Here is a 19,769-nt window from a genome sequence, read left to right on the forward strand (position 1 = left end):
GCCATGACCGGCCCCCGCCTCGCCCGCCGCACCCTGGTGCTTGCGCTGGGCGGCTGGCTGGGGCTTGCACGGGCGGCCGAGACGCCGCATCTGCGCGTCACCGTGCTGCCCTACCCGGGCTACTACCGCCCCGCCAGCCCTGGTGGGACCAGCACGGGGCTGGATGTGGACATCGCCGCCGAACTGGCCCGCCGCAGCGGCTGCGAGCTCGAACTGCTGCCCACCAATCCGAGCCGCCTCTGGTCCGATCTGCGCAGCGGCGCCACCGACCTCACGGCCGGCGCCAGCTACCTGCCGGAACGCCGCGCCGAGGCCGAGTTCCTGTGGCTGCTGCAGGGCCGCGAGGTGGTGCTGCTGCGCAGCACCCAAGCCCTGGCCACGCCCAGCCGCGCCGCCTTCGACGCCCAGCCCGAGCTGCTGCTGGGCGTGACGCGCGGCGGCCGGCGCGGCTCAGCGGCCCAGGCCTGGGTCGATGCATTGCGCCAGCAGGGCCGCGTCAGCGAAGGCGCCGACATGCTGGCCCTGCTGCGCGCCTTTCAGGCCGGCCGCGTGGCAGCGGTGCTGCTCTTTCCATCGGCCGTCAACGAACTGCCCGAACTGGCGGACTGGAGCCTGCAGGACTGGTTCACGCAGGATCGCTTCCAGGCGGGTTGGGCGGTCTCCAAGGCCGTGCCCGAGGCTCTGCGTCAGCGCCTGCACCAGGCCGCGCGCAGCCTGCGCGAGGACGGCACCCTGCAACGCCTGCTGCGCCTGCACCTGGGCGAGGCGGTGGCCCGCCACCAGGAGTTCCTGCCCACGCCGCCTTGATGCGCGTGGGCAGCGCCCTCAGGCCGGGTGGCGCGCGTACTCGGCTTCGACGCTGGCCTCGATGTGCTCGTACAGCGGCCGGATCAAGGGGCGCAGCCCGGTGATGACCTTCTCCGTGTAGAGCAGCGAAGGCACGCGCAGGCCGCGGTGCTCGATGGCGCCGCCGATGGGGTGGATGGCGAAGCCGATGCGCGCGAAGTGCACCGCGAGCCGCGGTTCGGTCAGCACCAGCACATGGTCGCGCCCAAAGCGCCGCGCCACCGCTGCGGCTCCCAGGTAGAGCCCGACCGGGATGAAGGGGAAGCGCATCTGCGGGCCGCGCGACTCGAAGTCGTCACCCGACATCGAGCCCGCCGTCTCCTGTTCGCCCTTGCGCTGCCGGAAATTGCGCATCACCGCCAGGCGAGAGACCTCGGCCAGGCGCGTGCGCGCCACGCTGGCCGGGTCGAATACCCGGTGGTCCAGCACCTCGGCACAGCTCTCCTCCACCGGCAGCAGCTCCTCGGGCGCCTGCGGATTGGTCAGGATGACGCGCGTGCAGCCCACCAGCTCGCCGCCCCCACGGCGGCGCAGCAGCAGGTGCACCGAGTGGGTGTCGTAGGCATCGGTCTCCTGCTCGTCCTCGCGCAGCGGCTCCCAACCCAGATCGCGGCAATAGACCTCATGGCGCACGTGATACACGTCGGCGCGCGTGGCCGCATCCAGCGCCGGCAGGATCTCGAAATACTGCGCGAAGGTTTCGCCTAGGTTGCGATCGGACATGGCCGTGAGGTGAGGCGCTGCAAGAGCGGCGCGCGGCTGCAAGGCAACCAGTGTCAACCATGCAGGGGCCGCTTGCACAGCGCTGTTGCATTCCGCCGCCAAACCGGCTCCTAAACTGCCGCCCGTCATGACCAGCAGCCCCGCCCAGCGCCACCGCCCCTACGAAGACGTGCAGGCGCTGCTGACCGGCACCCTGTTCGTGGCCCTGGGCCTGGCGCTGTTCCAGCGGGCCGGCCTGGTCACCGGCGGCACCGTGGGTCTGGCCTTCCTGGCGCATTACGCCAGCGGCCTGCCCTTCGGGCCGCTGTTCTTCTGCATCAACCTGCCCTTCTACGCCCTGGCCTGGAAGCGCATGGGGGCCCGCTTCACGCTCAAGACCCTGGCGGCCGTGAGCCTGCTGACCCTGCTGACGGCCTGGCTGCCGCAGTGGCTGCGCATCGAGTCGGTGCACCCGCTGTTCGCCGCCGTGGGCGGCGGCCTGCTGGTGGGGGCCGGCTTCATCATCCTGTTCCGCCACCGCGCCAGCCTGGGCGGGCTGAATGTGCTGGTGCTGTGGTGCCAAGAGCGCTTCGGCCTGCGTGCCGGCTGGCTGCAGATGGGCATCGACGCCACCATCCTGCTGGCCGCCTGGCCCTGGCTGGATGCCACGCGCCTGGCGCTCTCGGTGCTGGCCGCGCTGGCGATGAACTTTGCGCTGGCGGTCAACCACAAGCCCGGCCGTTACATGGCCTTCTGAGCGATGAACCCCGTCCTTGGCCCCCTGCCCCTGCCCGACCTGCTGGCCCTGTTGCTGTTCTTCGGCGGCTGGGTGGGCTACGCGCACTGGGCGCGGCAACTCAGCACGCGCCGACCCAGCATCCTGGCCATCACCAACCGCTGGCGCCGTGCCTGGATGCTGCAGGCCACGCAGCGCGACAACCGCATCGTCGACGCCGCCATCGTGCAGAACCTGTCGGCCAGCCCGGCGTTCTTCGCCAGCACCAGCATCCTGGTGATCGGCGGCCTGCTGGCCGCCATGGCCTCGACCGACAAGGTCAGCGGCCTGGTCAAGGAAATTCCGTTCGCGGCGCGCACCAGCCTGCTGGTCTTCGATCTGAAGCTGGCGCTGCTGACGGCGATCTTCGTGTTCGCCTTCTTCCGCTTCACCTGGAGCATCCGCCAGTACAGCTTCGGCGCCATCCTGGTGGGTGCCGCACCGGAAGCCGCGCAGTTTGCCGAGGAAGCGCAGCGCCAGGCCTTTGCCGACCACGCCGGCCGGCTGATGGGCATGGCCGCCGAGACCTTCAACGACGGCCTGCGCGCCTACTACCTGAGCTTCGCGGCCGTGGCCTGGTTCTTCTCGCCCTTCGCCTTCATGGCGGCCACGGCCTTCGTGCTCTTCGTGCTCTACCGGCGCGAGTTCCACAGCGACGTGCTGGGCGCGCTGCGCGAGCCCGGCACGTACTGATCAGCGCGTGCGGCGGCGCGCAGCGGCCAGGCCGAACAGGCCCAGACCCGCGAGCGCCAGCCCGGTGGGCTCGGGCACGCCGTTGCCCGGGTCGATCTGCGCCGCGAAGCTGCCGTTGCCCATGCCGTCGGGGCCGAAGTCGTAGCCGAAGTAGGCCTCGGCACCGCCCCAGGCGGGCATGAAGCTGAAGCCATCGCCCTGGGCGTCCAGACCCACGAACTGGCCGTTCTTGTACACGGCCGAGGCGGCGAACAGATCGCCCAGCGCATAGCTGCCGCCGGCGAAATCGAAGCTGAAGGCGCTGAGGTCAAACAGGGTCTCGTCGCCCATCACGCTGCCCAGCGCGTCGTCAAAGCTGAGGCTGCCGGTAAAGCTTTGGCCGACCAGCGGGCTGCCGGCACTGTCGATGGTGACGCTGAAGTTGACGGTGACAGGGGCCGCCAGGCTGGCCCAGCTGGCCAGGCTCAGACCCAGGGCGGCCAGGCCGCGTTGGAGTTGCTTGTTCATGGTGAAGTCCTTGGATCGTGAGAGGTTCAGAAGCCGGGGTCGAGCAGCAGGCCGGGGTCGCCGAGCAGCACACCCACCAGCTCCACCAGGGGCCGCGCCTGGCCAGCACCGGCGGCGCCATCGGCGTCGAAGTACACGACGGTGTTGGCGCCTTGCTGCAGCAGGCTCAGGTAGCCATCGGCAAAGGGGGTGCTGCCGGCATAGCCCACCGCGGCCAGCAGGGCGCTGACGTCCAGGCGGTCCTGGCCGGGCGTGAAGTCGGTGATCTGGTCGCCGGCATCGAGCAGGCTGGTGTAGACGAAGGCGTCGTTGCCCGCTCCGCCGGTCAGGGTGTCGCGGCCCTGGCCGCCGGTGATGCGGTCGGCGCCGCTCGTGCCCACCAGGGTGTCGCGGCCGCGCGTGCCTTCCAGCACCGAGCCGGCACGTTCGATGAAGAAGCGCGCCAGCACCGGGTCGTGGTCGCTGATCTGGTCGACGAACTCGGAGTTCATGTGCACGACGTCGTAGCCGCGCAGCAGGCCCGCCAGGCTCTGGCTGGCCAGCACATGGTCGATGGCCTGCGCATTGCCCTGGTAGTTGTAGGTGTAGCGCTCGCCGACCGGCAGGGTGTCGATCAGCGCCGTGAGCCCGCCGCTCTCCAGCAGATTGACCGGGTTCGAGAACTGGAAGTCGTTCAGGTCACCCAGCACCAGCACCTTGGCGTTCGGGTTGCTGGCCAGCTGGCCCTCGACGAAGGACTTGACGATCGCGGCCTGCTGCATGCGCTGGGTTTCGCTGCCCAGCACCGGCGGCTGCGTGGGACCGTAGAGCGGCTGGTCCCCGCCCTTGGAGTTGAAGTGGTTGCCGACCAGGGTGACGGTCTCGCCATTGAACACGAAGCTGCCGACCAGGGGCTTGCGGCTGCTCTCGAACGCGCCGTCGTTGGAACCCGAGGCCATAGGATCGGTCAGGCGGCTGAGCGAGCCTTCGACAAAGCTCACACGGGCCGGATCGAACAGGAAGACGGTGCGGATGTTGCCGCCCGGCTCGCCACCGTCCTGGTTGTTGACGGGGTCGATCTGGCGCCACTCGTAGCGCGGTCCGCCTGCGGCCTGGATGGCGTTGACCAGGGCCTGCAGCGTCTGGGTGGCGTCCACCACGCCGTTGTTGGTGGGGCCGTTGTTGTCCTGCACTTCTTCGAGGTTCAGGATCTCGGGCGCATGCAGATTGCCCACGATGGCCTGGGCCAGGGCGTTGAACTTGGCCGCGCCGTCCCCCGGATCGAGGTTCTCGACGTTGAAGGTCGCCACGCGCAGGTGGTTGCCATCACTGCCCAGCGCCGTGGTCTCGCGCTGCAGATCGTTGCTGACGAGCGCCGGCGCCGAGGTGACGCGCACATTGAAGTTGTTGGCGTTGTAGTCCACCACGCCGTCCACCGTGCCCAGGCGCGCACCGACATGCACGGAGGGCATCACCAGCGCGTTGTCCATGTCGTCGAGCAGGATGCGCTCGGGGTTGAAGTCGCTCGCGGAGACTTCGATGCCACCGCGACCGGTCAGGCCGGTGGCGCCGGCACCATTGCGGGCCAGCACCCAGATCGATTCCGAGCTGCCCTGGCTGAGCGTGGGGCTCACGGCCAGCGGCTGCTCCACCCGCACCAGCATGCCCTCCAGGCTCTCCCAGAAGTCGATGCCTTCGCCGGCGGGGTCGAAGTCGCCACCGGTCTCGACGTTGGAGGCAGCATCGTTGTGGATGGCCTGGGTGGGCGGCACGCGGTCCGTACCCAGCACCAGCGGGGTGATGCTGAGGCTGGCACCAGCGGTCCAGGGACCGACGCTGAGCGGCTGCACGCCGGCGCTGTTCGTGATCTCGGTCAGCGTCAGGTTGTTCGCATCACCGCCGGCGCGGAACTCCGTCACCGTGCCGCTCACCAGCACCGCCTCGCCCACCGTGCGCGCCGTCAGCAGCGCCGAGCCCGCACCGGTGAAGACGAAGATGCCCTCGGAGGTGGCCGGGTCCGCATCGGGCTGCGGGTCCTGGATGTAGAAGCCGTTGCTGGCCTTGGCGGTGACGATGCCCTGCACATTGCGCACCGCCTGGCCGTTCAGCGGCGAGAGATGCGAGGCCGCCTGGATCTCATGGATGCGCGTGGGCAACGCGTCGTCATCGACGATCTTGACGGTCTGGCTGATGGTGCCGCCCAGGTCGATGCCGCTGCTCGGGCTGCTGAGCGTCAGCACCAGGTTCTCGTCGGGCTCGGGCAGGCTGTCGTTCTGGATCGTCAGCGTGACCGAGGCGCTGGTCTGGCCGGCCGGAATGGTGATGCTGGTGGCCGAGAGCAGGTAGTCGCTGGCTTCGATGCCCGTGCCGCTGACGCCCAGCTGCACCGTCTCGTCGCCGCTGACCGCACTGCTGGCCGTGGCCGTCACGGTGATCTGGCTGCCGGCCGCCTCGCTGCCGCTGTTGCTGCTGACGCTCAGACTGACGCTGGGCTTGGCCGGCGCGGTGCCGATCGGGGTGATCGAGAAGTCATCGATGGCCAGGCCGTCATCGGAGCCCGAAGCATTGAAGTCCGTCCAACGCAGCCAGAAGGTGGCACCGGGGGCGATGCTCAAGCCGGCGATGTTGGTGATGAGCAGCGAGTTGGCATCGAGATTGCCATTCAGGGCCCCCACCGAGCCGGTGCGAACCGGTGCGATGAAGTCCATGTTGTTCAGGTCGTGCCAGGTACCGGTGTTGAGTGCGGTCGCATCCAGGCTGCCCTGGAAGTCGAGCCGGTCCTCGCGGTTCAGCGTACCCAGGCGCCATTGCTCGCCGCGGTAGCTGATCTGCAGCTCGGTGATCAACGCCCCGGTGTTGTTGGTGAAGGCCACGCCGAACATCGGCGTCAGGCTGCCCGAGAGCAAGCCACCCAGCGCCCGGTCGGTGCTGCCGGTCTGGCCGAAGCTGTAGGTGTCGCCGGTATTGCTGCTGCCCGTGCCCGCCGTGAGCGTGGCATTGGCATTGGTGCCCGACTCCAGGATGACCCAGCCCGCGGGCAGGGTGCTGGACGTGCCGCTGGTTGGCAGGGAATCGAAGTTCTGCGTGTACGCCGAACCCAGGGTGGTGAGACTGATCACGGGAGCCGCCTGTCGAGGGTGAATTGCAAGCGGCGTAACTTACCGAACGGTCAAGAAAATCCCGTGACAAACGGACACAGGGCGGCTCCGTTGTTTCCCACTCAGGCAAACCCGTAGAAGCCCGCCGCTTCATAGGAGAAAGTGCGCTGACCGGCGCGAGGCCGGCCCAGCTTCACCCCCTGCCTGAGGGGGGCCGTCGGGGGGCGCGTCTGGGGCCCTCGGCGGGCTCAGGGCAGCGCCAAAGGCTCGCCCTCGCGCAGCTCCAGCTCACGCAGCGGGCCGCGGCCGCGCTGGTAGCGCAGGCGCAAGGTCTTGCGCACGCGCCGGGCCGGGTCCACGCCCAGCAGCTCGTTGCTCACACGGGGCTGGCCGCCCCGCGCCAGGGCGGCGCGCACGGCGGCGGTCACGTCGGCCCAGCGCGAATCGGCACCCCAGAGGGCCTCGTGCACCTGAAGCCACTGCTCTTCGCGGCGCTCGTCGCTCCAGTCGCGCTCGCGGCGCTCATGACCCCAGTCGCCGCGCTGCCAGCCGGTGAACAGCGCGCCATCCACCACCGCGCCCTCGTCGTACTCGAACACGCGCTCCTCGCCCTGGCGGTCACGCACGAACAGGCGCAGCTGCTTGCGGCGGCCCGGGTCGGGGTCCACGCCCAGGCGTTCGTTCTCGACGCGAAAGCGCAGGTCCTGGCGGGCCAGCTGGCGCAGGCGCTCGGTCACATCCACATGGCGGCGCGGCGTGCCGTAGCGGGCTTCGAGGATGCGGTAGCGGCCGCTGTCGCGGCCGTCGCCATCGGCATCGCGCCAGCCGCCGCGCTCATCGCCCCAGCCGCGGCCAGTGCGCCAGCCGATGAACTCGCGGCCATCGACGCGGCTGCCCTCGCGGTACTCGAACACGCGCTGCTGGCCGTCGCGCCCGCGCGCCACGATGCGCAGGGTCTTGCGCCGGCCCGGCGCCGGGTCCACACCGAAGGCCTCGTTGCCGGCGCGGAAGCGCTCGTCCTCGCGTGCCAGCTGCTTGAGCCGCTCGGTCACGTCGACCTGCTGTTCGGCCGTGCCGTAGCGGGCGTAGAGGATGCGGTACTCGCCCTCGTCGCGGTCGTCGTGATCGGCCCGGGCCAGAGCGGGCAGCAAGGCCAGGGCGCTCAGGGCAAACAAGGTGCGGCGGGTGTGGGACATGGGGATTCCGAGAGTCGAAGGCCGCGCCACAACGCGGCGCGGGCCGGAACGGTTGAATGGCAGAGGCTTAGCCCGCCTTCAGCCCTGCCCGCGCGCGCTCGGCCCCGGCCCCTTGCGGCGCCAGCTCCAGATAGGTCTGAAAGGCCTTGCGCGCGGCCGTCGCGTCGCCCAGAGCCTGCCAGGCCTCGCCCAGGTTCAGGTAGGCAATGGCGCGCGAGGGATCGAGCTTCAGCGTGTTCTCGAACCAGCGCACCGCCTCGCGCGGCTTGTTCTGGCGCAGGTACACGTAGCCCAGGTTGTTGGCCGCGAGCGCGAACTCGGGGCGCAGCTTCAGCGCCTCGGTGAAGGCGGCCTCGGCCTCGGCGTAGCGCTGCTCGCGGTAGAGCTGCAGGCCGCGGTCGTTGGCGCGCTGGGCGAGCTGGCGCGCCGCCAGCGGCACGGTGGGGCTGGGGGCCAGCGGGCGGGCCTGGCCGGAGAGGTCGGCCACCTTGGGTGCCGCGGCCGGGCCGGGCGCCTCGGCCTGGGCCGCATCCAGCTTGGTGTTGAGGGCGATCGCCTCGGGCGCCAGCTGGTTGCTCTCCGGGCTCAGGAACTCGTTTTCCGCCGCCAGCTCGAAGACGAACTCGCCGCCCTGCGAACCGGGCAGGCTGCCGAAGGCCGGCGTCTGCTGCGAAACCCCGGCCACCGCCGGCGCCACATAGGCGGCCAGCTCGGTGCCGGTGATCAGGCCGTCGCCGTTCAGGTCACCCTTGCCGCCCAGGGCCTGCAGCAGGGTCCAGGTGAACACGGAATGCCCGCCCGGGCCGCCATCGGCCACCAACTGGTCGGCGCCGCCGGCGGTGAGCATCTGACGCCCCAGGCGCAGCGCGTTCTGGCGCAGGAAGCCGCTGCCGGCACTGCCGCGCGTCAGCCCCAGGCCGGAGTAGCAGCTGTCCATCACGAACAGCAGGTGCTTAGCCGGCAGGCTCTCGGCGATGTTCTGCAGCTCGCTCATCGAAATTGCGTCGGTGGCCAGGCGCTCGGGCGTGTGGGCGGCATCCACCGGCACGATGTAGCCCAGCTCGCGGCCGGAGCTGAGCTTGCGCGTGGCGCCATGGCCGGCGAAGAAGACCAGCACGCGATCGTCCTTCTGCAGGCCGCCATGGGCCAGGCGCTCGTGGAAGGCCGAGAGGATGCCCTGGCGCGTAGCCTCCTGGTTCTTCAGCACGATGGTGCGCTCGGGCGCAAAGCCGAAGCGCTGCTGCAGCAGCTGGCGCATGGCGTCGGCATCGGCGCCGGCATGCTGCAGGCGCGGCCAGTCCTTGTACTCGTCAATGCCGATCACCACCGCCCAGCTGTGGCGGTAGCCGGTGGTGATGCGCTCAGGCGCCGCCGCGCTGCGGGTCTTGGTGCTGAAGCCCTGGCCGTCCCAGCCGGCGAACTGGTAGCCCTCGGCCACCAGGCGGTCGAGGATCTGCGGCAGGGCCTTGACGGTGCGCTCGTGGATGTCGTGGAACAGCACGATGCCGCGGCCGGCCTGGTCGATCTGGCGCAGCACGCGGTCGGCGATCGAGCTGGGCACGGGGTCGGCCCAGTCCAGCGAGTCGATCTGCCACATCACCGACTGCAGCTGCGCCTCCTGCAGGATCGCCAGGCCCTCGCCGCTGTGCGCGCCGTAGGGGAAGCGGAACAGCGGCGCCCGCTGCGGGTCCAGGGCCTTGAGCAGGGCATCGGCGTTCAGGATCTCGCCCTTCAGCGCCGCGCCACTGGCCTTGGAGAGCTGGGCATGCGAGTAGCTGTGGTTGGCAAGGGTGAAGCCCTCGTCCTTGAGCCGACGCGCCACCGCCGCCTGGGCGCCCAGCTGGGCCTTGCCATCGGCCGCCACGCTGCCCAGGTTGCGGCCCACCGCGAAGAACACCGCCGGCACGCCGTACTGGCGCAGGATGGCCTTGATCTCCTCCGTGTAGCGCGGGTGCGGGCCGTCGTCGAAGGTGAGCAGCAGGGTCTTGGGCGGCAGGCCGGGCTGGGGCGGCTCGGCAGCCGCCTTGTCCAGCTGGGCCAGCTTTTCAGGGCTGTAGCCCAGCACCACGCCCTGGTCCTTGAGGACCTGCTCGCGGCTGTAGAGCTTGCGCAGCGCGGCCAGGTAGTCGTCCCAGCGCTCGCGCTTTTGCTCGATGGCGCGGCTCTGGAAGCGGCTGAAGATCTGCCCGTACTCCTTCTCGTAGTTCTGCTCGATGGCGGCCAGGGCCTCCAGGTCCTCGCCCAGGCGCTTGTGCAGCTTCACGGCGTCCAGCGTGCCGCTGCGCGAGAGCGCCTGCTGCAGGCCCTGCAGCAGCTCGCGGAAGGCCAGGCGGTCGGCGTCGAAGAGCGCGGGCTCGGATTCGATGAAGTCCAGCAGGCGGCCCAGGTTCGGGTAGCCGCGGCCCTGCTCGCGCTGCGCCAGCGCAGCCAGCTCGGCCTCCAGCGCCTGGCTACGCGCCAGCTTGTCGTGGAACAGGGCCTGGCCCACCGTGCGCGCGGCCGTGCGCGCGGCCGGGTTCAGCTGGGCCTCGTCGGCCAGCAGCACGATGATCTGGCGCTGCGCGGCCACCAGCTCTTGCAGGCGGGGGCGCAGGTCCGGTTCCGCAGCCACCGGCGCAGGGGCCGCAGGCGCTCCCGGCGCCGCCGGTGCTGGCCTCTGGACCCAATAGCCCGCCGCGGCCAGGGCCAAGGCGACAGCCAGTGCGAGCAGAACTTTCTTGGTCATGGCGCGGCAGCAAATCGAAGCGGGGCGCGCATTCTGGGCCCGGCCCAGGGGCAATCCCTAGAATCCCGCCCCCTGCCTGATTCCTGTGAGCCGCCCGACATGACGCGCCGCCAGCTCTTCGTCACCACCGCCCTGCCCTACGCCAACGCGAACTTCCATATCGGGCACATCATGGAGTACACGCAGGCGGACATCTGGGTGCGCTTCCAGCGCCTGCAGGGTCATGAGGTGCACTTCGTCTGCGCCGACGACGCCCACGGCGCGCCGATCATGATCGCGGCCGAGAAGGCCGGTATCACGCCACAGGCCTTCGTGGCCAACATCGCCGCCGGCCGCAAGCCCTACCTCGACGGCTTCCACATCGCCTTCGACCACTGGCACAGCACCGACGCGCCCGAGAACCACGCGCTCAGCCAGGACGTCTACCGCAAGCTGCGCGCCGCCGGCCTGATCGAGGTGCGCGCCATCGAGCAGTTCTTCGACCCCGCCAAGGGCATGTTCCTGCCGGACCGCTTCATCAAGGGCGAGTGCCCGAAGTGCGGCGCCAAGGACCAGTACGGCGATTCCTGCGAGAGCTGCGGCGCCGTCTACGCGCCCACCGAGGTCAAGAACCCCTACTCGGTGCTCAGTGGCGCGACACCCGTGCTGAAGACGAGCGACCACCACTTCTTCAAGCTCAGCGACGCGCGCTGCAAGGACTTCCTGCAGGCCTGGACGCACGAGGAAGGCCGCCTGCAGCCCGAGGTGCTGAACAAGATCAAGGAGTGGTTCACCACCGACGAAGAGGGCAATGGTGGCCTGGGCGACTGGGACATCAGCCGCGACGCACCCTACTTCGGCATCGAGATCCCCGACGCGCCGGGCAAGTACTTCTACGTCTGGCTGGATGCGCCGATCGGCTACCTGGCCTCGTTGTACGCCTGGTTCGCCCAGCAGGGCAAGGACATCGAGGCCTTCCTGGCCGACCCCAAGACCGAGCAGGTGCACTTCATCGGCAAGGACATCACCTACTTCCACACCCTGTTCTGGCCGGCCATGCTGCACTTCAGCGGCCGCAAGACGCCCGATCGCGTCTACGTGCACGGCTTCCTGACGGTGAACGCCGAGAAGATGAGCAAGAGCCGCGGCACCGGCATCGACCCGCTGCGCTACCTCGAAGTGGGGCTGGACGCCGAATGGCTGCGCTACTACCTGGCAGCCAAGCTGAACCCGCGTGTCGAGGACCTGGACTTCAACCCCGAGGACTTCATCGCCCGGGTCAACTCCGATCTGGTCGGCAAGTACATCAACATCGCCAGCCGCGCCGCCGGCTTCATTGCCAAGCGCTTCGAGGGCCGGCTGTGCGCTGACCTGGGTGCCGACGGCGAAGCGGTGATTGCCCAGCTGCAGGCTGCGGCTGCCGGCCTGGCCGAGCAGTACGACGGCCGCGAGTTCGGCAAGGCCCTGCGCGAGATCATGGCCCTGGCCGACCGCGTGAACGAGTACGTGGACGCCCACAAGCCCTGGGAGCTGGCCAAGCAGGCCGACAAGCAGACCGAGCTGCACCAGGCTTGCTCGACCTGCATCGAGGCCTTCCGCCTGCTGACGCTCTACCTGAAGCCGGTGCTGCCGGCGCTGGCCGCGAAGGTGGAGAGCTTCCTGCAGATCGCCCCGATGGACTGGGCGGCCGCTGGCCAGCGCCTGGGCGCGGCCCCGATCGGCGCTTTCCAGCACCTGATGCAGCGCGTCACGGTGGAGCAGCTCGAAGCCCTGTTCACCAAGCCCGAGCCGCCCGCGCCCATCCCGGGTGGCGAGCCCATCGCGGCCGAAATCACCATCGACGACTTCGTCAAGCCCGACCTGCGCATCGCCAAGATCGTCAAGGCCGAGCGCGTGGAGGGCAGCACCAAGCTGCTGCGCCTGACCCTGGACGCCGGCGAGGGCCGCACCCGCAACGTCTTCAGCGGCATTGCCGGCGCCTACAAGCCCGAGGACCTCGAAGGCAAGCTGACCGTGCTGGTGGCCAACCTGGCGCCGCGCAAGATGAAGTTCGGCGTCAGCGAAGGCATGGTGCTGGCCGCCAGCCACGCCGATGAAAAGGCGGTGCCGGGCGTGTTCGTGCTCGAACCCCACGCCGGCGCGCAGCCAGGGATGCGGGTGCGCTGACGCCCGTCAGCGTGACGCAAGGGCGGGTCTGACACACTGAGACCATGGCCCTGCACCGCTTCCACCCCCGCGCGCTGGACGTCTGGCGCCAGGCGGGCTGGCGGGATGTGGGGGCAGGCCTCACCGTCGGCGTGGTGGCCCTGCCCCTGGCCATGGCCTTTGCCATCGCCAGCGGGCTCAAGCCCGAGGCGGGCTTGGTCACCGCCATTGCCGCGGGCTTTCTGATCGCGCTGTTGGGCGGCTCGAACGTCCAGATCGGCGGGCCGGCCGGGGCCTTCATCGTCGTCGTCTACGGCATCGTGGAGCGCCATGGCCTCGGTGGCCTGCTGCTCTCCACGCTGATGGCCGGCGGCCTGCTCTTCCTGATGGGCCTGTTCCGCCTGGGCGTGCTGGTGCGCTATGTGCCGGTCACCATCGTCATCGGTTTCACGAACGGGATCGCGGTGCTGATCGCCCTGTCGCAACTGCGCGATCTGTTCGGCTTGCAGATCCCGGGCAAGCTGCCGGCCGACTTCTTTGCGCAGATCAATGTGCTCAGCCAGCACGCGCACAGCTGGAACCCGCACGCCCTGCTGCTGGGCCTGCTCTGCGTGGCCGGCTTGTTCCTGTGGCCACGCCTCTTTGGCGAGCGCACGCCGCTGCCGCAAGGGCTGCGACGCGCCAAGGCACTGCGCTCCATCTCGCGCCTGCCCGGGCCCATCGTCGCCCTGCTCACGCTCAGCGCGCTCGCCGCCCTGCTGGGCTGGCCGGTGGAGACCATCGGCAGCCGCTTCGGCAGCATCCCCAGCCAGTTGCCGATGCCGCAGTGGCCCAGCCTGGCCTGGACGGACGCCAAGCAGCTGGTCACCCCGACACTGACGATCGCGCTGCTGGGCGCGATCGAATCCCTGCTCTGCGCCCGCGTGGCCGACAACCTGGCCCCCGAACTGCCCCGTCATGACCCGAATCAGGAGCTGATGGCGCAGGGCCTGGCCAATATGGTCAGCCCGCTGCTGGGCGGCATGCCGGCCACCGGCACGATTGCGCGCACCGTCACCAATGTACGGGCCGGGGCGCGCACGCCGCTGGCCGGCATGGTGCACGCGCTCACGGTGCTGGCGGTGATGCTGCTAGCCGCCCCGCTGGCCCTGCATGTGCCGCTGGCGGTGCTGGCCGGCATCCTGCTGTTCGTGGCCTGGAACATGGGCGAGTGGCACGAGTTCGCGCGCCTGCGCCATTTCTCGGTGCAGTACCGCACCGTGCTGGTGGGCACCTTCGTGCTGACCGTGGTGTTCGACCTCACCGTGGCGGTGGAGATCGGCCTGCTGTTGGCCTGCGCCTTCTTCATCTACCGCATGGGCACGCTTTTCCGCGTGAGCCCCCTGGCCGACAGCCCGCTGCCCGCCGGCGTGCAGGCCTTCGAGCTCTATGGCTCGCTGTTCTTTGGCGCGGTGGGCAAGGTCGAGGGCCTGGCCGAGCAGGTGGCTGCGGGTACCCGCGCGGTGGTGCTGGACCTGCACCGCCTGGTGCAGCTGGACACCTCCGGCCTGGACGCGCTGCGCCAGCTGCACCGCGCCCTGCAGCGCCGCGAGGTGGCCCTGGTGCTGGCCGATGTGAACGAACAGCCGCTTTCCTTGATCCGCCGCAGCGGTTTCGAGGCCGAACTGGGCGCCGCCCAGATCGTGCCCAAGCTGGCCGACTCTAAAATTGCCGGTTCCCCGGAATCCTGAGATCAGCCATGCCCTTCTTCTGGAAGCCCTACACCTCGGACGTCACCCAGATGATCCAGGAGCTCAAGGCCAAGAAGCCGACCCTGGAAGCCGAACAGCGCGCCGGCCGCGGCCTGCTGTGGGACAAGAACCTGGACCGCCGCCAGCAGGCCGAGTTCCAGGCTGCCAAGGTGCCGCAGCAGCCCTACGTTTACCAAAACAAGGCTTGAGCGCCGATCCGGTCGAGCTGGAGACCACGCCCGAGGTCGTTGACCACGTGGCGGTGGCCACCCTGTATGGGGAGCCGCTGTTCCAGCTGCCGCAGGATCTCTACATCCCGCCCGACGCGCTGGAAGTCTTCCTGGAAGCCTTCCAGGGTCCGCTGGATCTGCTGCTGTACCTGATCCGCAAGCAGAACTTCAACATCTTCGACATCCCGCTGGCGGACGTGACCGCGCAGTACCTGGGCTACGTCGAACAGATCCGCACGCACAACCTCGAACTCGCCGCCGAGTACCTGCTGATGGCGGCGCTGCTCATCGAGATCAAGAGCCGCATGCTGCTGCCGGTGCGGCCGCGCGATGACGGCGTCGAGGCCGAAGACCCGCGCGCCGAGTTGGTGCGCCGCCTGCTGGAGTACGAGCGCATCAAGCTGGGCGCACTGAAGCTGGACGAGCTGCCGCTGCTGGGGCGCGACTTCTGGCGCCCCCAGGTGCAGGCCGATTTCAGCGCCGAGCCGCGCTATGAGGACGTGCGGCCGGAAGACCTGGCCCAGGCCTGGCGCGAGCTGCTGGCGCGCGCCAAGCTGCACCAGCACCACAAGATCACGCGCGAGCAGCTCTCGGTACGCGAACACATGGGTATCCTGTTGCGCCGCCTGCAGGGCCAGCGCTACCTGGGCTTCGAGGACCTGTTCGAGCCCGTGCGCGGCCCCCAGGTGCTGGTGGTGACCTTCATCGCCATGCTGGAACTGACCCGCGAGGGCCTGCTGGAGCTGACCCAGGCCGAGGCCTTTGCGCCGATTTACGTGCGGCTGGGCAACCGCCAGGCCGAGGCGGAAGCGGCCTACTGATTCACCTTCCCCATCTGGCTGACCGCCAGCACCGCCTGCGTGCGCGTGCGCACGCCCAGGGCGCGGAAGATGGCCTGCACATGGTCCTTCACGGTGTCGGCCGAAATGCCGAGCTCGTTGGCGATCAGCTTGTTGGGTTTGCCCAGCAGCAGGCCGTGCAGCACGTCCTGCTGGCGCGGCGTGATGGGGAGCCTGTCCAGCGCCTGCGGTCGAGGGGGCGGCGGGGCGGCCACCGCCTGCTGGCCGGGTGCCGGCGGGGGCGGCACGCCGGTCATGCGCATCGAGGGCACGTAGATGCCGCCGCTGACCACCAGCTCCAGCGCCTCCTTCATCAGCGCGGGCTCGATGGTCTTGGGGATGTAGGCCATCGCCCCCTGGTCGATGGCGCGGATCACGTCGCTCATCGAATCGGAGGCCGACATCACCGCCACCGGCAGCTCCGGGTGGGCCTCGCGCAGTTCGTCCAGGAAGGCAAAGCCGTCCTCCTCATGCAGCTGCAAATCGAGCAGCACCAGCTCGAAGCCATGCCCCGGCTGCAGGGCCGCGCGTGCAGCCGCAATGTTCAGCACCGGCTGCAGGCGCACGCTGGGCTGGAAGTCGGCCAGCAGGGCCTGCAGGGCGAGGTGGATCAGCGGGTGGTCGTCAATCAGCAGCAGCTGCATGGGAATCAGTTCAAGTTCAGCCACTCCAGCAGGGGCTGCCATTGCTCCAGGTCGCGCTCGACCCGGCTGGGCGCCACGTCCCAAAGCGTGAGGCCGCGGGCAGCGAGGTGGATGTAATTCTGCGTGTCGCGCAAAACAGCCACGGGCGACAAACCAGCGGTGGCCAAAAAGGTCTGTACCTGCTGGCTGGACTGCGTGCCCTCCTTGTTGCGCATCACCACCAGGCCGATGCGCGGCGGCTGGCTGCGCTTGCCGGCCAGCTTTTCGAGCTGACGCACGAAGGGCAGGCTGGCCTGGGCATCGAAGGGGCTGGGCTGCAGGGGCACGAGGATGTGCCGCGCCACCGCCACGGCCTGCTCCAGCGGTTTGCCGTGCAGGCCGGCCGGGGTGTCCAGCACCAGGTGCTGGGCGCCCTTGGGGCTGCGCAACTTGTCGCCCTCGGCTTCCCAGCCCTCGATGGCCGGCAGCCCTTCGGGGCGCTGCTCCAGCCACTGGCGGGCGGACTGCTGGGCATCGGTGTCGCCCAGCATCACGCGCCGGCCCTGGCGCGCCAGGTAGCCGGCCAGATTGCTGGCCAGCGTGCTCTTGCCCACCCCGCCCTTGGTATTGGCCACCACGATCACGCCCATGTCCAAGCTCCCACGAGTTGCCACCGGGCGCCATGGTAGGGCCAGGGACAATGCGGCCCATGTACACGCCTTCCCAACTCGACGTGCGGCGCTTCTTCTGCGCCACCTACCGCCAATGGCAGGCCGGCGCCGCGCTGGACCCGATGCAGAAGCTGGCCCAGCCCTGGGTGGCCGAGCACCCGGAGTACTTTGCGGAGCTCGCCGACGAAGCCTCGGCGCTGGCGCTGGAGTACCGGGTGGAAGACGGTCAGACCAACCCCTTCCTGCACTTGGCCATGCACCTGTCGATCAGCGAGCAGGTGTCGATCGACCAGCCCTCGGGCATCCGGCAGGCGCTGGAGCTGCTGGCGGCACGCCTGGGCTCGCTACACGAAGCCCACCATGTGGCCATGGAGGCGCTGGGGGAAATGATCTGGACCAGCCAGCGCAGCGGTCTGCCGCCCGATGGGCACGCCTACCTGGAGGCGGTGCGCCGCGCGGCTACGCGCTGACGCTGTCGCCGCTGCTGCGGCGTTTGAGGGAACGGCCAGACTCGCCATACAGGCCCAGGGTCTCGGCCGGCATCAGGGCGTCGATGGCGCGATCGAAGGCGGCGGTGGCACGCGACAGGCTGACCCGTTCGGCCGCCAGCTGGGCGCCGGCCTGGGCCAGGCGCTGGCGCGCCTCGGGCTGCAGTTGGCCACGGCGCGCCTGCTCCAGCGCGGCGGCCATCAGGCGCTGCACGGCCAGGCTGTGGCGCTCCAGCGCGTCGGTGTCGCGCTGGGCCAGGGCCTCATGCACGCCGGCCAGGGCCGCCTCCAGCTCGGTCAGCAGTTCAACCGGGCTGGGGGCGCGGGGAATGGGGAAGGAGTTGCGTTGCATGGCGGGGCACAGGCTAGGGAGCGTCCGGGCCCGCCAGGGGCGGCAGCGCGGGCGTTCAGGTTTCGGAAGACTTGCGGCTGCTCAGCAGCTCACGGGTGTTGGCGATCAGGCGGTCGGCCACGGCTTCTGCATCGACCTCAAAACGACCTTCCTCGATGTCGCGCGAGAGGCGCTCGACCTTGGCAGTGTCAAAGCTGTCCTGGTCATCACTGCCCTTGAGCAGTTGCACGGCGCTGCTGGACAGCGCCACCTGGGCACTGGCCGGCGGATTGGCGTTGACGGGTTCAGGCCGCGCACCGGTCTGGTTCGGCTGCACCGCCGGAGCGGCAGCGCGACCGGCCTGCGGGGACAACTCGGGGCGTGCCGAGCGTTCCTGGGCCGGCTGTTGCACCGGGCGATTGGGGTTGTTGCCGATTTCCATGACTGAGCTCCACTTCCTAGATCCCGGGCCCGCATGCCCAGGTCTTGGGGACTACTTCGGCCCCGGGAGCAGCAACTTTAGGGGGATTTGTAGGGCTCACCAGGCCAACTCCACTTCATTGGGGCCCACAGCCTGCCCCAAAACGGTGCGTCCGTTGTCCAGCCGGACGCGCACCGGCTGGCCGTCCAGGCCCGGCGCCATGGCCTGACCCTCGGCCTTCACGGCAAAGCCGCTGCCGGCCAGGCGCAGCTGCACCGGCGCGCCGGCGGCGAACCAGAGGCGCTGGCGCAGATGGGATTGCCGCAAGCCCTCGCCCGCTTCGAGGGGGCGGGCGAGCACCCGGCCCAGCGGCGCTTCGGCTTGGGCGAGCGCGGGCGAGGCCTCGGCGCTGAGCTCCACCCGGCGGCGCTCCAGATGCGCAGCCTCCAGCGTGACGCCGGCGGGCAGGGCCTGGGTGGCGGCCCAGGCGGGGGCGAACACCCGCACCTGCACCGGCACGCTGATGGACCAGCGCACCGCGCCCGCCACGCAGCGCAGGCCGATGCGGCTGCGTCCCCACAGGCTCTGGCCGGCCGGCACGAAGGCCTGCACCTGCTCGCAGGGCGCCAGGCGCAGGCGCGGGTCGGGCGCGCCCAGTTGCACCTGCAGTTCGGCATGCGGCGGCAGCGCGGCCCGGGCGGCCTGTTCGGTCAGCTGCTGCAGCTCCTGCTGCCACTGCGGCGCCAGCGCGGCCACTGCGGGCAGGGCCAGCATCCACAGCAGGGGCAGCACAGCGAACTTCATGCCGCCGCACTCTAGGCAGGGACGCCGCCCGCCAGGGCCGGAAATGGGGGTGAGTGACCGGCCTTTTCCGGCTCAAGTTCGGCCACCCCCTGCCCAGAATGAGCGCCATCGCCCATCAAGGGTTTTCGCGCTGACCGGAGGCGCCATGTTGGATCGGCTCACCACCGGACTTGAATTCCAGACCCAGGCCCTGCTGCTGCGGGCCGAACGCCAGCGCATGCTGGCCGGCAACATCGCCAACGCCGACACCCCCGGCTACCAGGCGCACGACTTCGACTTCGCCAGCGCGCTGCGCAATGCCACCAGCGCCGCCCAGCAGGCCCAGGCCACAGGCCAGCGCGCCAGCCCCACCGAACTGGCCCAGAGCACTGCGCGCTTCGCGCTGCAGGCCCAGACCAGCCTGGACAGCAACGGCGTGGACATGGACCGCGAGCGCGCCGCCTTTGCGGACAACAGCCTGCGCTACGAAGCCACGCTGCGCTTCATCAACGGCAGTCTGCGCACCCTGCAGGACGCCATGAAGTCGCACAACTCGGCCTGAGGAGTCTTGTCATGTCGATGTTCCAGATCTTCAACATCAGCGGCAGCGCCGTCTCGGCCAACAGCCAGCGCCTCAACGTGGTGGCCAGCAACCTGGCCAATGTGGACACGGTGGCCGGGCCCGATGGCAGCGTCTACAAGGCGCGCCAGGTGGTGTTCCAGACCCATCTGGTGGGCGCGCGCGATGGCATGACGCCGCCCGACGCTGCCGCGGCTGGCGTGAAGGTCACCAACATCACCGAAGACAACACGCCGGGCCGGCGTGTGCACGACCCCAAGCACCCCAAGGCGGATGCCCAGGGCTATGTGACGTACTCGAACGTCAACAGCGTGGAGGAGATGGTCAACATGATTGCCGCCTCGCGCTCGTACCAGAACAACGTCGAGGTCATGAACACCGCGAAGGTGCTGCTGCAGAAGACCCTGCAGCTGGGCCAATAAGGAGCT

Annotated in this window: 20 protein-coding genes; 10 read left to right on the forward strand and 10 right to left on the reverse strand. The window is 69.7% G+C overall.

Features of this window, described 5'->3' with window-relative positions:
- Positions 1-3 precede the first annotated feature (3 nt).
- A complete protein-coding gene (locus tag I7X39_RS02785; RefSeq protein WP_198109446.1) occupies positions 4-807 on the forward strand; it encodes a substrate-binding periplasmic protein in 804 nt (267 codons plus the stop codon).
- Positions 808-825: 18 nt separating this feature from the next.
- On the opposite strand, the gene I7X39_RS02790 is transcribed toward I7X39_RS02785, so the two are convergent.
- On the reverse strand, positions 826-1,569 hold the full coding sequence (locus I7X39_RS02790) for a PEP-CTERM/exosortase system-associated acyltransferase (RefSeq protein WP_198109447.1): 744 nt from the start codon (positions 1,567-1,569) through the stop codon (positions 826-828).
- Between the two features lie 127 nt (positions 1,570-1,696).
- On the opposite strand from I7X39_RS02790, the gene I7X39_RS02795 reads away from it, so the two are divergent.
- Both I7X39_RS02795 and I7X39_RS02800 read left to right on the forward strand, forming a co-directional pair.
- Positions 1,697-2,305, forward strand: a complete 609-nt coding sequence (locus I7X39_RS02795) for a DUF6198 family protein (RefSeq protein WP_198109448.1) — start codon at positions 1,697-1,699, stop codon at positions 2,303-2,305.
- A gap of 3 nt (positions 2,306-2,308) precedes the next feature.
- Positions 2,309-3,016 carry a DUF599 domain-containing protein gene (locus tag I7X39_RS02800; protein ID WP_198109449.1) on the forward strand — a complete coding sequence of 236 codons (708 nt, stop codon included), beginning with the start codon at positions 2,309-2,311 and terminating at the stop codon, positions 3,014-3,016.
- Here I7X39_RS02800 and I7X39_RS02805 read toward each other — a convergent pair whose 3' ends face one another.
- The 4 genes from I7X39_RS02805 to I7X39_RS02820 all read right to left on the reverse strand — a co-directional run bounded on the left by I7X39_RS02805 (position 3,017) and on the right by I7X39_RS02820 (position 10,521).
- On the reverse strand, positions 3,017-3,523 hold the full coding sequence (locus I7X39_RS02805) for a PEP-CTERM sorting domain-containing protein (RefSeq protein WP_198109450.1): 507 nt from the start codon (positions 3,521-3,523) through the stop codon (positions 3,017-3,019).
- Between the two features lie 26 nt (positions 3,524-3,549).
- The gene (locus I7X39_RS23585; RefSeq protein ID WP_198109451.1) at positions 3,550-6,621 is read right to left on the reverse strand and encodes a DUF8508 domain-containing protein; all 3,072 of its coding nucleotides are present in this window, start codon (positions 6,619-6,621) and stop codon (positions 3,550-3,552) included.
- A 227-nt stretch (positions 6,622-6,848) separates the two neighbouring features.
- Complete coding sequence (locus I7X39_RS02815; RefSeq protein WP_198109452.1) at positions 6,849-7,796, reverse strand: hypothetical protein; 948 nt, start codon at positions 7,794-7,796, stop codon at positions 6,849-6,851.
- A 67-nt stretch (positions 7,797-7,863) separates the two neighbouring features.
- Positions 7,864-10,521: a polysaccharide deacetylase family protein gene (locus I7X39_RS02820; RefSeq protein WP_198109453.1), complete on the reverse strand. Its 2,658-nt coding sequence runs from the start codon at positions 10,519-10,521 to the stop codon at positions 7,864-7,866.
- 99 nt (positions 10,522-10,620) lie between these two features.
- On the opposite strand from I7X39_RS02820, the gene metG reads away from it, so the two are divergent.
- Genes metG through I7X39_RS02840 form a run of 4 tightly spaced genes read left to right on the forward strand, consistent with a single transcriptional unit; the run spans position 10,621 to position 15,426 of the window.
- Entirely contained in the window at positions 10,621-12,666 is a 2,046-nt protein-coding gene (gene metG, locus I7X39_RS02825; protein WP_198109454.1) for a methionine--tRNA ligase, read from the forward strand.
- Positions 12,667-12,710: 44 nt separating this feature from the next.
- Positions 12,711-14,375 carry a SulP family inorganic anion transporter gene (locus tag I7X39_RS02830; protein WP_198109455.1) on the forward strand — a complete coding sequence of 555 codons (1,665 nt, stop codon included), beginning with the start codon at positions 12,711-12,713 and terminating at the stop codon, positions 14,373-14,375.
- Between the two features lie 8 nt (positions 14,376-14,383).
- Positions 14,384-14,584, forward strand: coding sequence for a DUF3460 family protein (locus I7X39_RS02835; RefSeq protein WP_198109456.1), 201 nt, complete (start codon positions 14,384-14,386; stop codon positions 14,582-14,584).
- The gene (locus I7X39_RS02840; RefSeq protein ID WP_232351680.1) at positions 14,581-15,426 is read left to right on the forward strand and encodes a segregation and condensation protein A; all 846 of its coding nucleotides are present in this window, start codon (positions 14,581-14,583) and stop codon (positions 15,424-15,426) included. Before I7X39_RS02835 ends, I7X39_RS02840 begins: the two co-directional genes overlap by 4 nt.
- On the opposite strand, the gene I7X39_RS02845 is transcribed toward I7X39_RS02840, so the two are convergent.
- Positions 15,420-16,088: a response regulator gene (locus I7X39_RS02845; RefSeq protein WP_198109458.1), complete on the reverse strand. Its 669-nt coding sequence runs from the start codon at positions 16,086-16,088 to the stop codon at positions 15,420-15,422. The genes I7X39_RS02840 and I7X39_RS02845 overlap by 7 nt on opposite strands.
- A 5-nt stretch (positions 16,089-16,093) precedes the next feature.
- Positions 16,094-16,717 carry a nucleotide-binding protein gene (locus I7X39_RS02850; protein ID WP_198109459.1) on the reverse strand — a complete coding sequence of 208 codons (624 nt, stop codon included), beginning with the start codon at positions 16,715-16,717 and terminating at the stop codon, positions 16,094-16,096.
- A 59-nt stretch (positions 16,718-16,776) separates the two neighbouring features.
- On the opposite strand from I7X39_RS02850, the gene I7X39_RS02855 reads away from it, so the two are divergent.
- Positions 16,777-17,208 carry a DUF1841 family protein gene (locus I7X39_RS02855; protein WP_198109460.1) on the forward strand — a complete coding sequence of 144 codons (432 nt, stop codon included), beginning with the start codon at positions 16,777-16,779 and terminating at the stop codon, positions 17,206-17,208.
- Here I7X39_RS02855 and I7X39_RS02860 read toward each other — a convergent pair.
- From I7X39_RS02860 to flgA, 3 genes are all read right to left on the reverse strand, one after another.
- Positions 17,198-17,578, reverse strand: coding sequence for a hypothetical protein (locus tag I7X39_RS02860; protein WP_198109461.1), 381 nt, complete (start codon positions 17,576-17,578; stop codon positions 17,198-17,200). The two genes, I7X39_RS02855 and I7X39_RS02860, sit on opposite strands and share 11 nt — an antisense overlap.
- Before the next feature lie 55 nt (positions 17,579-17,633).
- Positions 17,634-17,999, reverse strand: coding sequence for a flagellar biosynthesis anti-sigma factor FlgM (flgM, locus tag I7X39_RS02865; protein WP_198109462.1), 366 nt, complete (start codon positions 17,997-17,999; stop codon positions 17,634-17,636).
- A gap of 96 nt (positions 18,000-18,095) precedes the next feature.
- Positions 18,096-18,782, reverse strand: a complete 687-nt coding sequence (gene flgA / locus I7X39_RS02870) for a flagellar basal body P-ring formation chaperone FlgA (protein ID WP_198109463.1) — start codon at positions 18,780-18,782, stop codon at positions 18,096-18,098.
- Between the two features lie 145 nt (positions 18,783-18,927).
- Between flgA and flgB the strand changes: the two genes are divergently transcribed.
- On the forward strand, positions 18,928-19,323 hold the full coding sequence (gene flgB, locus I7X39_RS02875; RefSeq protein ID WP_198109464.1) for a flagellar basal body rod protein FlgB: 396 nt from the start codon (positions 18,928-18,930) through the stop codon (positions 19,321-19,323).
- Positions 19,324-19,334: 11 nt separating this feature from the next.
- Positions 19,335-19,763 (forward strand): flagellar basal body rod protein FlgC, encoded by a 429-nt coding sequence (gene flgC, locus I7X39_RS02880; RefSeq protein ID WP_198109465.1) that lies wholly within the window; start codon positions 19,335-19,337, stop codon positions 19,761-19,763.
- Positions 19,764-19,769: the final 6 nt, after the last annotated feature.

It is taken from the genome of Inhella proteolytica (genome assembly GCF_016093275.1).
Lineage (GTDB): Bacteria > Pseudomonadota > Gammaproteobacteria > Burkholderiales > Burkholderiaceae_C > Inhella > Inhella proteolytica.

Bases quoted from the DNA above. Each gene is read 5' to 3' on its own strand.
- I7X39_RS02785 (WP_198109446.1), top strand. From the start codon at position 4: ATGACCGGCCCCCGCCTCGCCCGCCGCACCCTGGTGCTTGCGCTGGGC.
- I7X39_RS02790 (WP_198109447.1), bottom strand. From the start codon at position 1,569: ATGTCCGATCGCAACCTAGGCGAAACCTTCGCGCAGTATTTCGAGATC.
- I7X39_RS02795 (WP_198109448.1), top strand. From the start codon at position 1,697: ATGACCAGCAGCCCCGCCCAGCGCCACCGCCCCTACGAAGACGTGCAG.
- I7X39_RS02800 (WP_198109449.1), top strand. From the start codon at position 2,309: ATGAACCCCGTCCTTGGCCCCCTGCCCCTGCCCGACCTGCTGGCCCTG.
- I7X39_RS02805 (WP_198109450.1), bottom strand. From the start codon at position 3,523: ATGAACAAGCAACTCCAACGCGGCCTGGCCGCCCTGGGTCTGAGCCTG.
- I7X39_RS02815 (WP_198109452.1), bottom strand. From the start codon at position 7,796: ATGTCCCACACCCGCCGCACCTTGTTTGCCCTGAGCGCCCTGGCCTTG.
- I7X39_RS02820 (WP_198109453.1), bottom strand. From the start codon at position 10,521: ATGACCAAGAAAGTTCTGCTCGCACTGGCTGTCGCCTTGGCCCTGGCC.
- metG (WP_198109454.1), top strand. From the start codon at position 10,621: ATGACGCGCCGCCAGCTCTTCGTCACCACCGCCCTGCCCTACGCCAAC.
- I7X39_RS02830 (WP_198109455.1), top strand. From the start codon at position 12,711: ATGGCCCTGCACCGCTTCCACCCCCGCGCGCTGGACGTCTGGCGCCAG.
- I7X39_RS02835 (WP_198109456.1), top strand. From the start codon at position 14,384: ATGCCCTTCTTCTGGAAGCCCTACACCTCGGACGTCACCCAGATGATC.
- I7X39_RS02845 (WP_198109458.1), bottom strand. From the start codon at position 16,088: ATGCAGCTGCTGCTGATTGACGACCACCCGCTGATCCACCTCGCCCTG.
- I7X39_RS02850 (WP_198109459.1), bottom strand. From the start codon at position 16,717: ATGGGCGTGATCGTGGTGGCCAATACCAAGGGCGGGGTGGGCAAGAGC.
- I7X39_RS02855 (WP_198109460.1), top strand. From the start codon at position 16,777: ATGTACACGCCTTCCCAACTCGACGTGCGGCGCTTCTTCTGCGCCACC.
- I7X39_RS02860 (WP_198109461.1), bottom strand. From the start codon at position 17,578: ATGCAACGCAACTCCTTCCCCATTCCCCGCGCCCCCAGCCCGGTTGAA.
- flgM (WP_198109462.1), bottom strand. From the start codon at position 17,999: ATGGAAATCGGCAACAACCCCAATCGCCCGGTGCAACAGCCGGCCCAG.
- flgA (WP_198109463.1), bottom strand. From the start codon at position 18,782: ATGAAGTTCGCTGTGCTGCCCCTGCTGTGGATGCTGGCCCTGCCCGCA.
- flgB (WP_198109464.1), top strand. From the start codon at position 18,928: ATGTTGGATCGGCTCACCACCGGACTTGAATTCCAGACCCAGGCCCTG.
- flgC (WP_198109465.1), top strand. From the start codon at position 19,335: ATGTCGATGTTCCAGATCTTCAACATCAGCGGCAGCGCCGTCTCGGCC.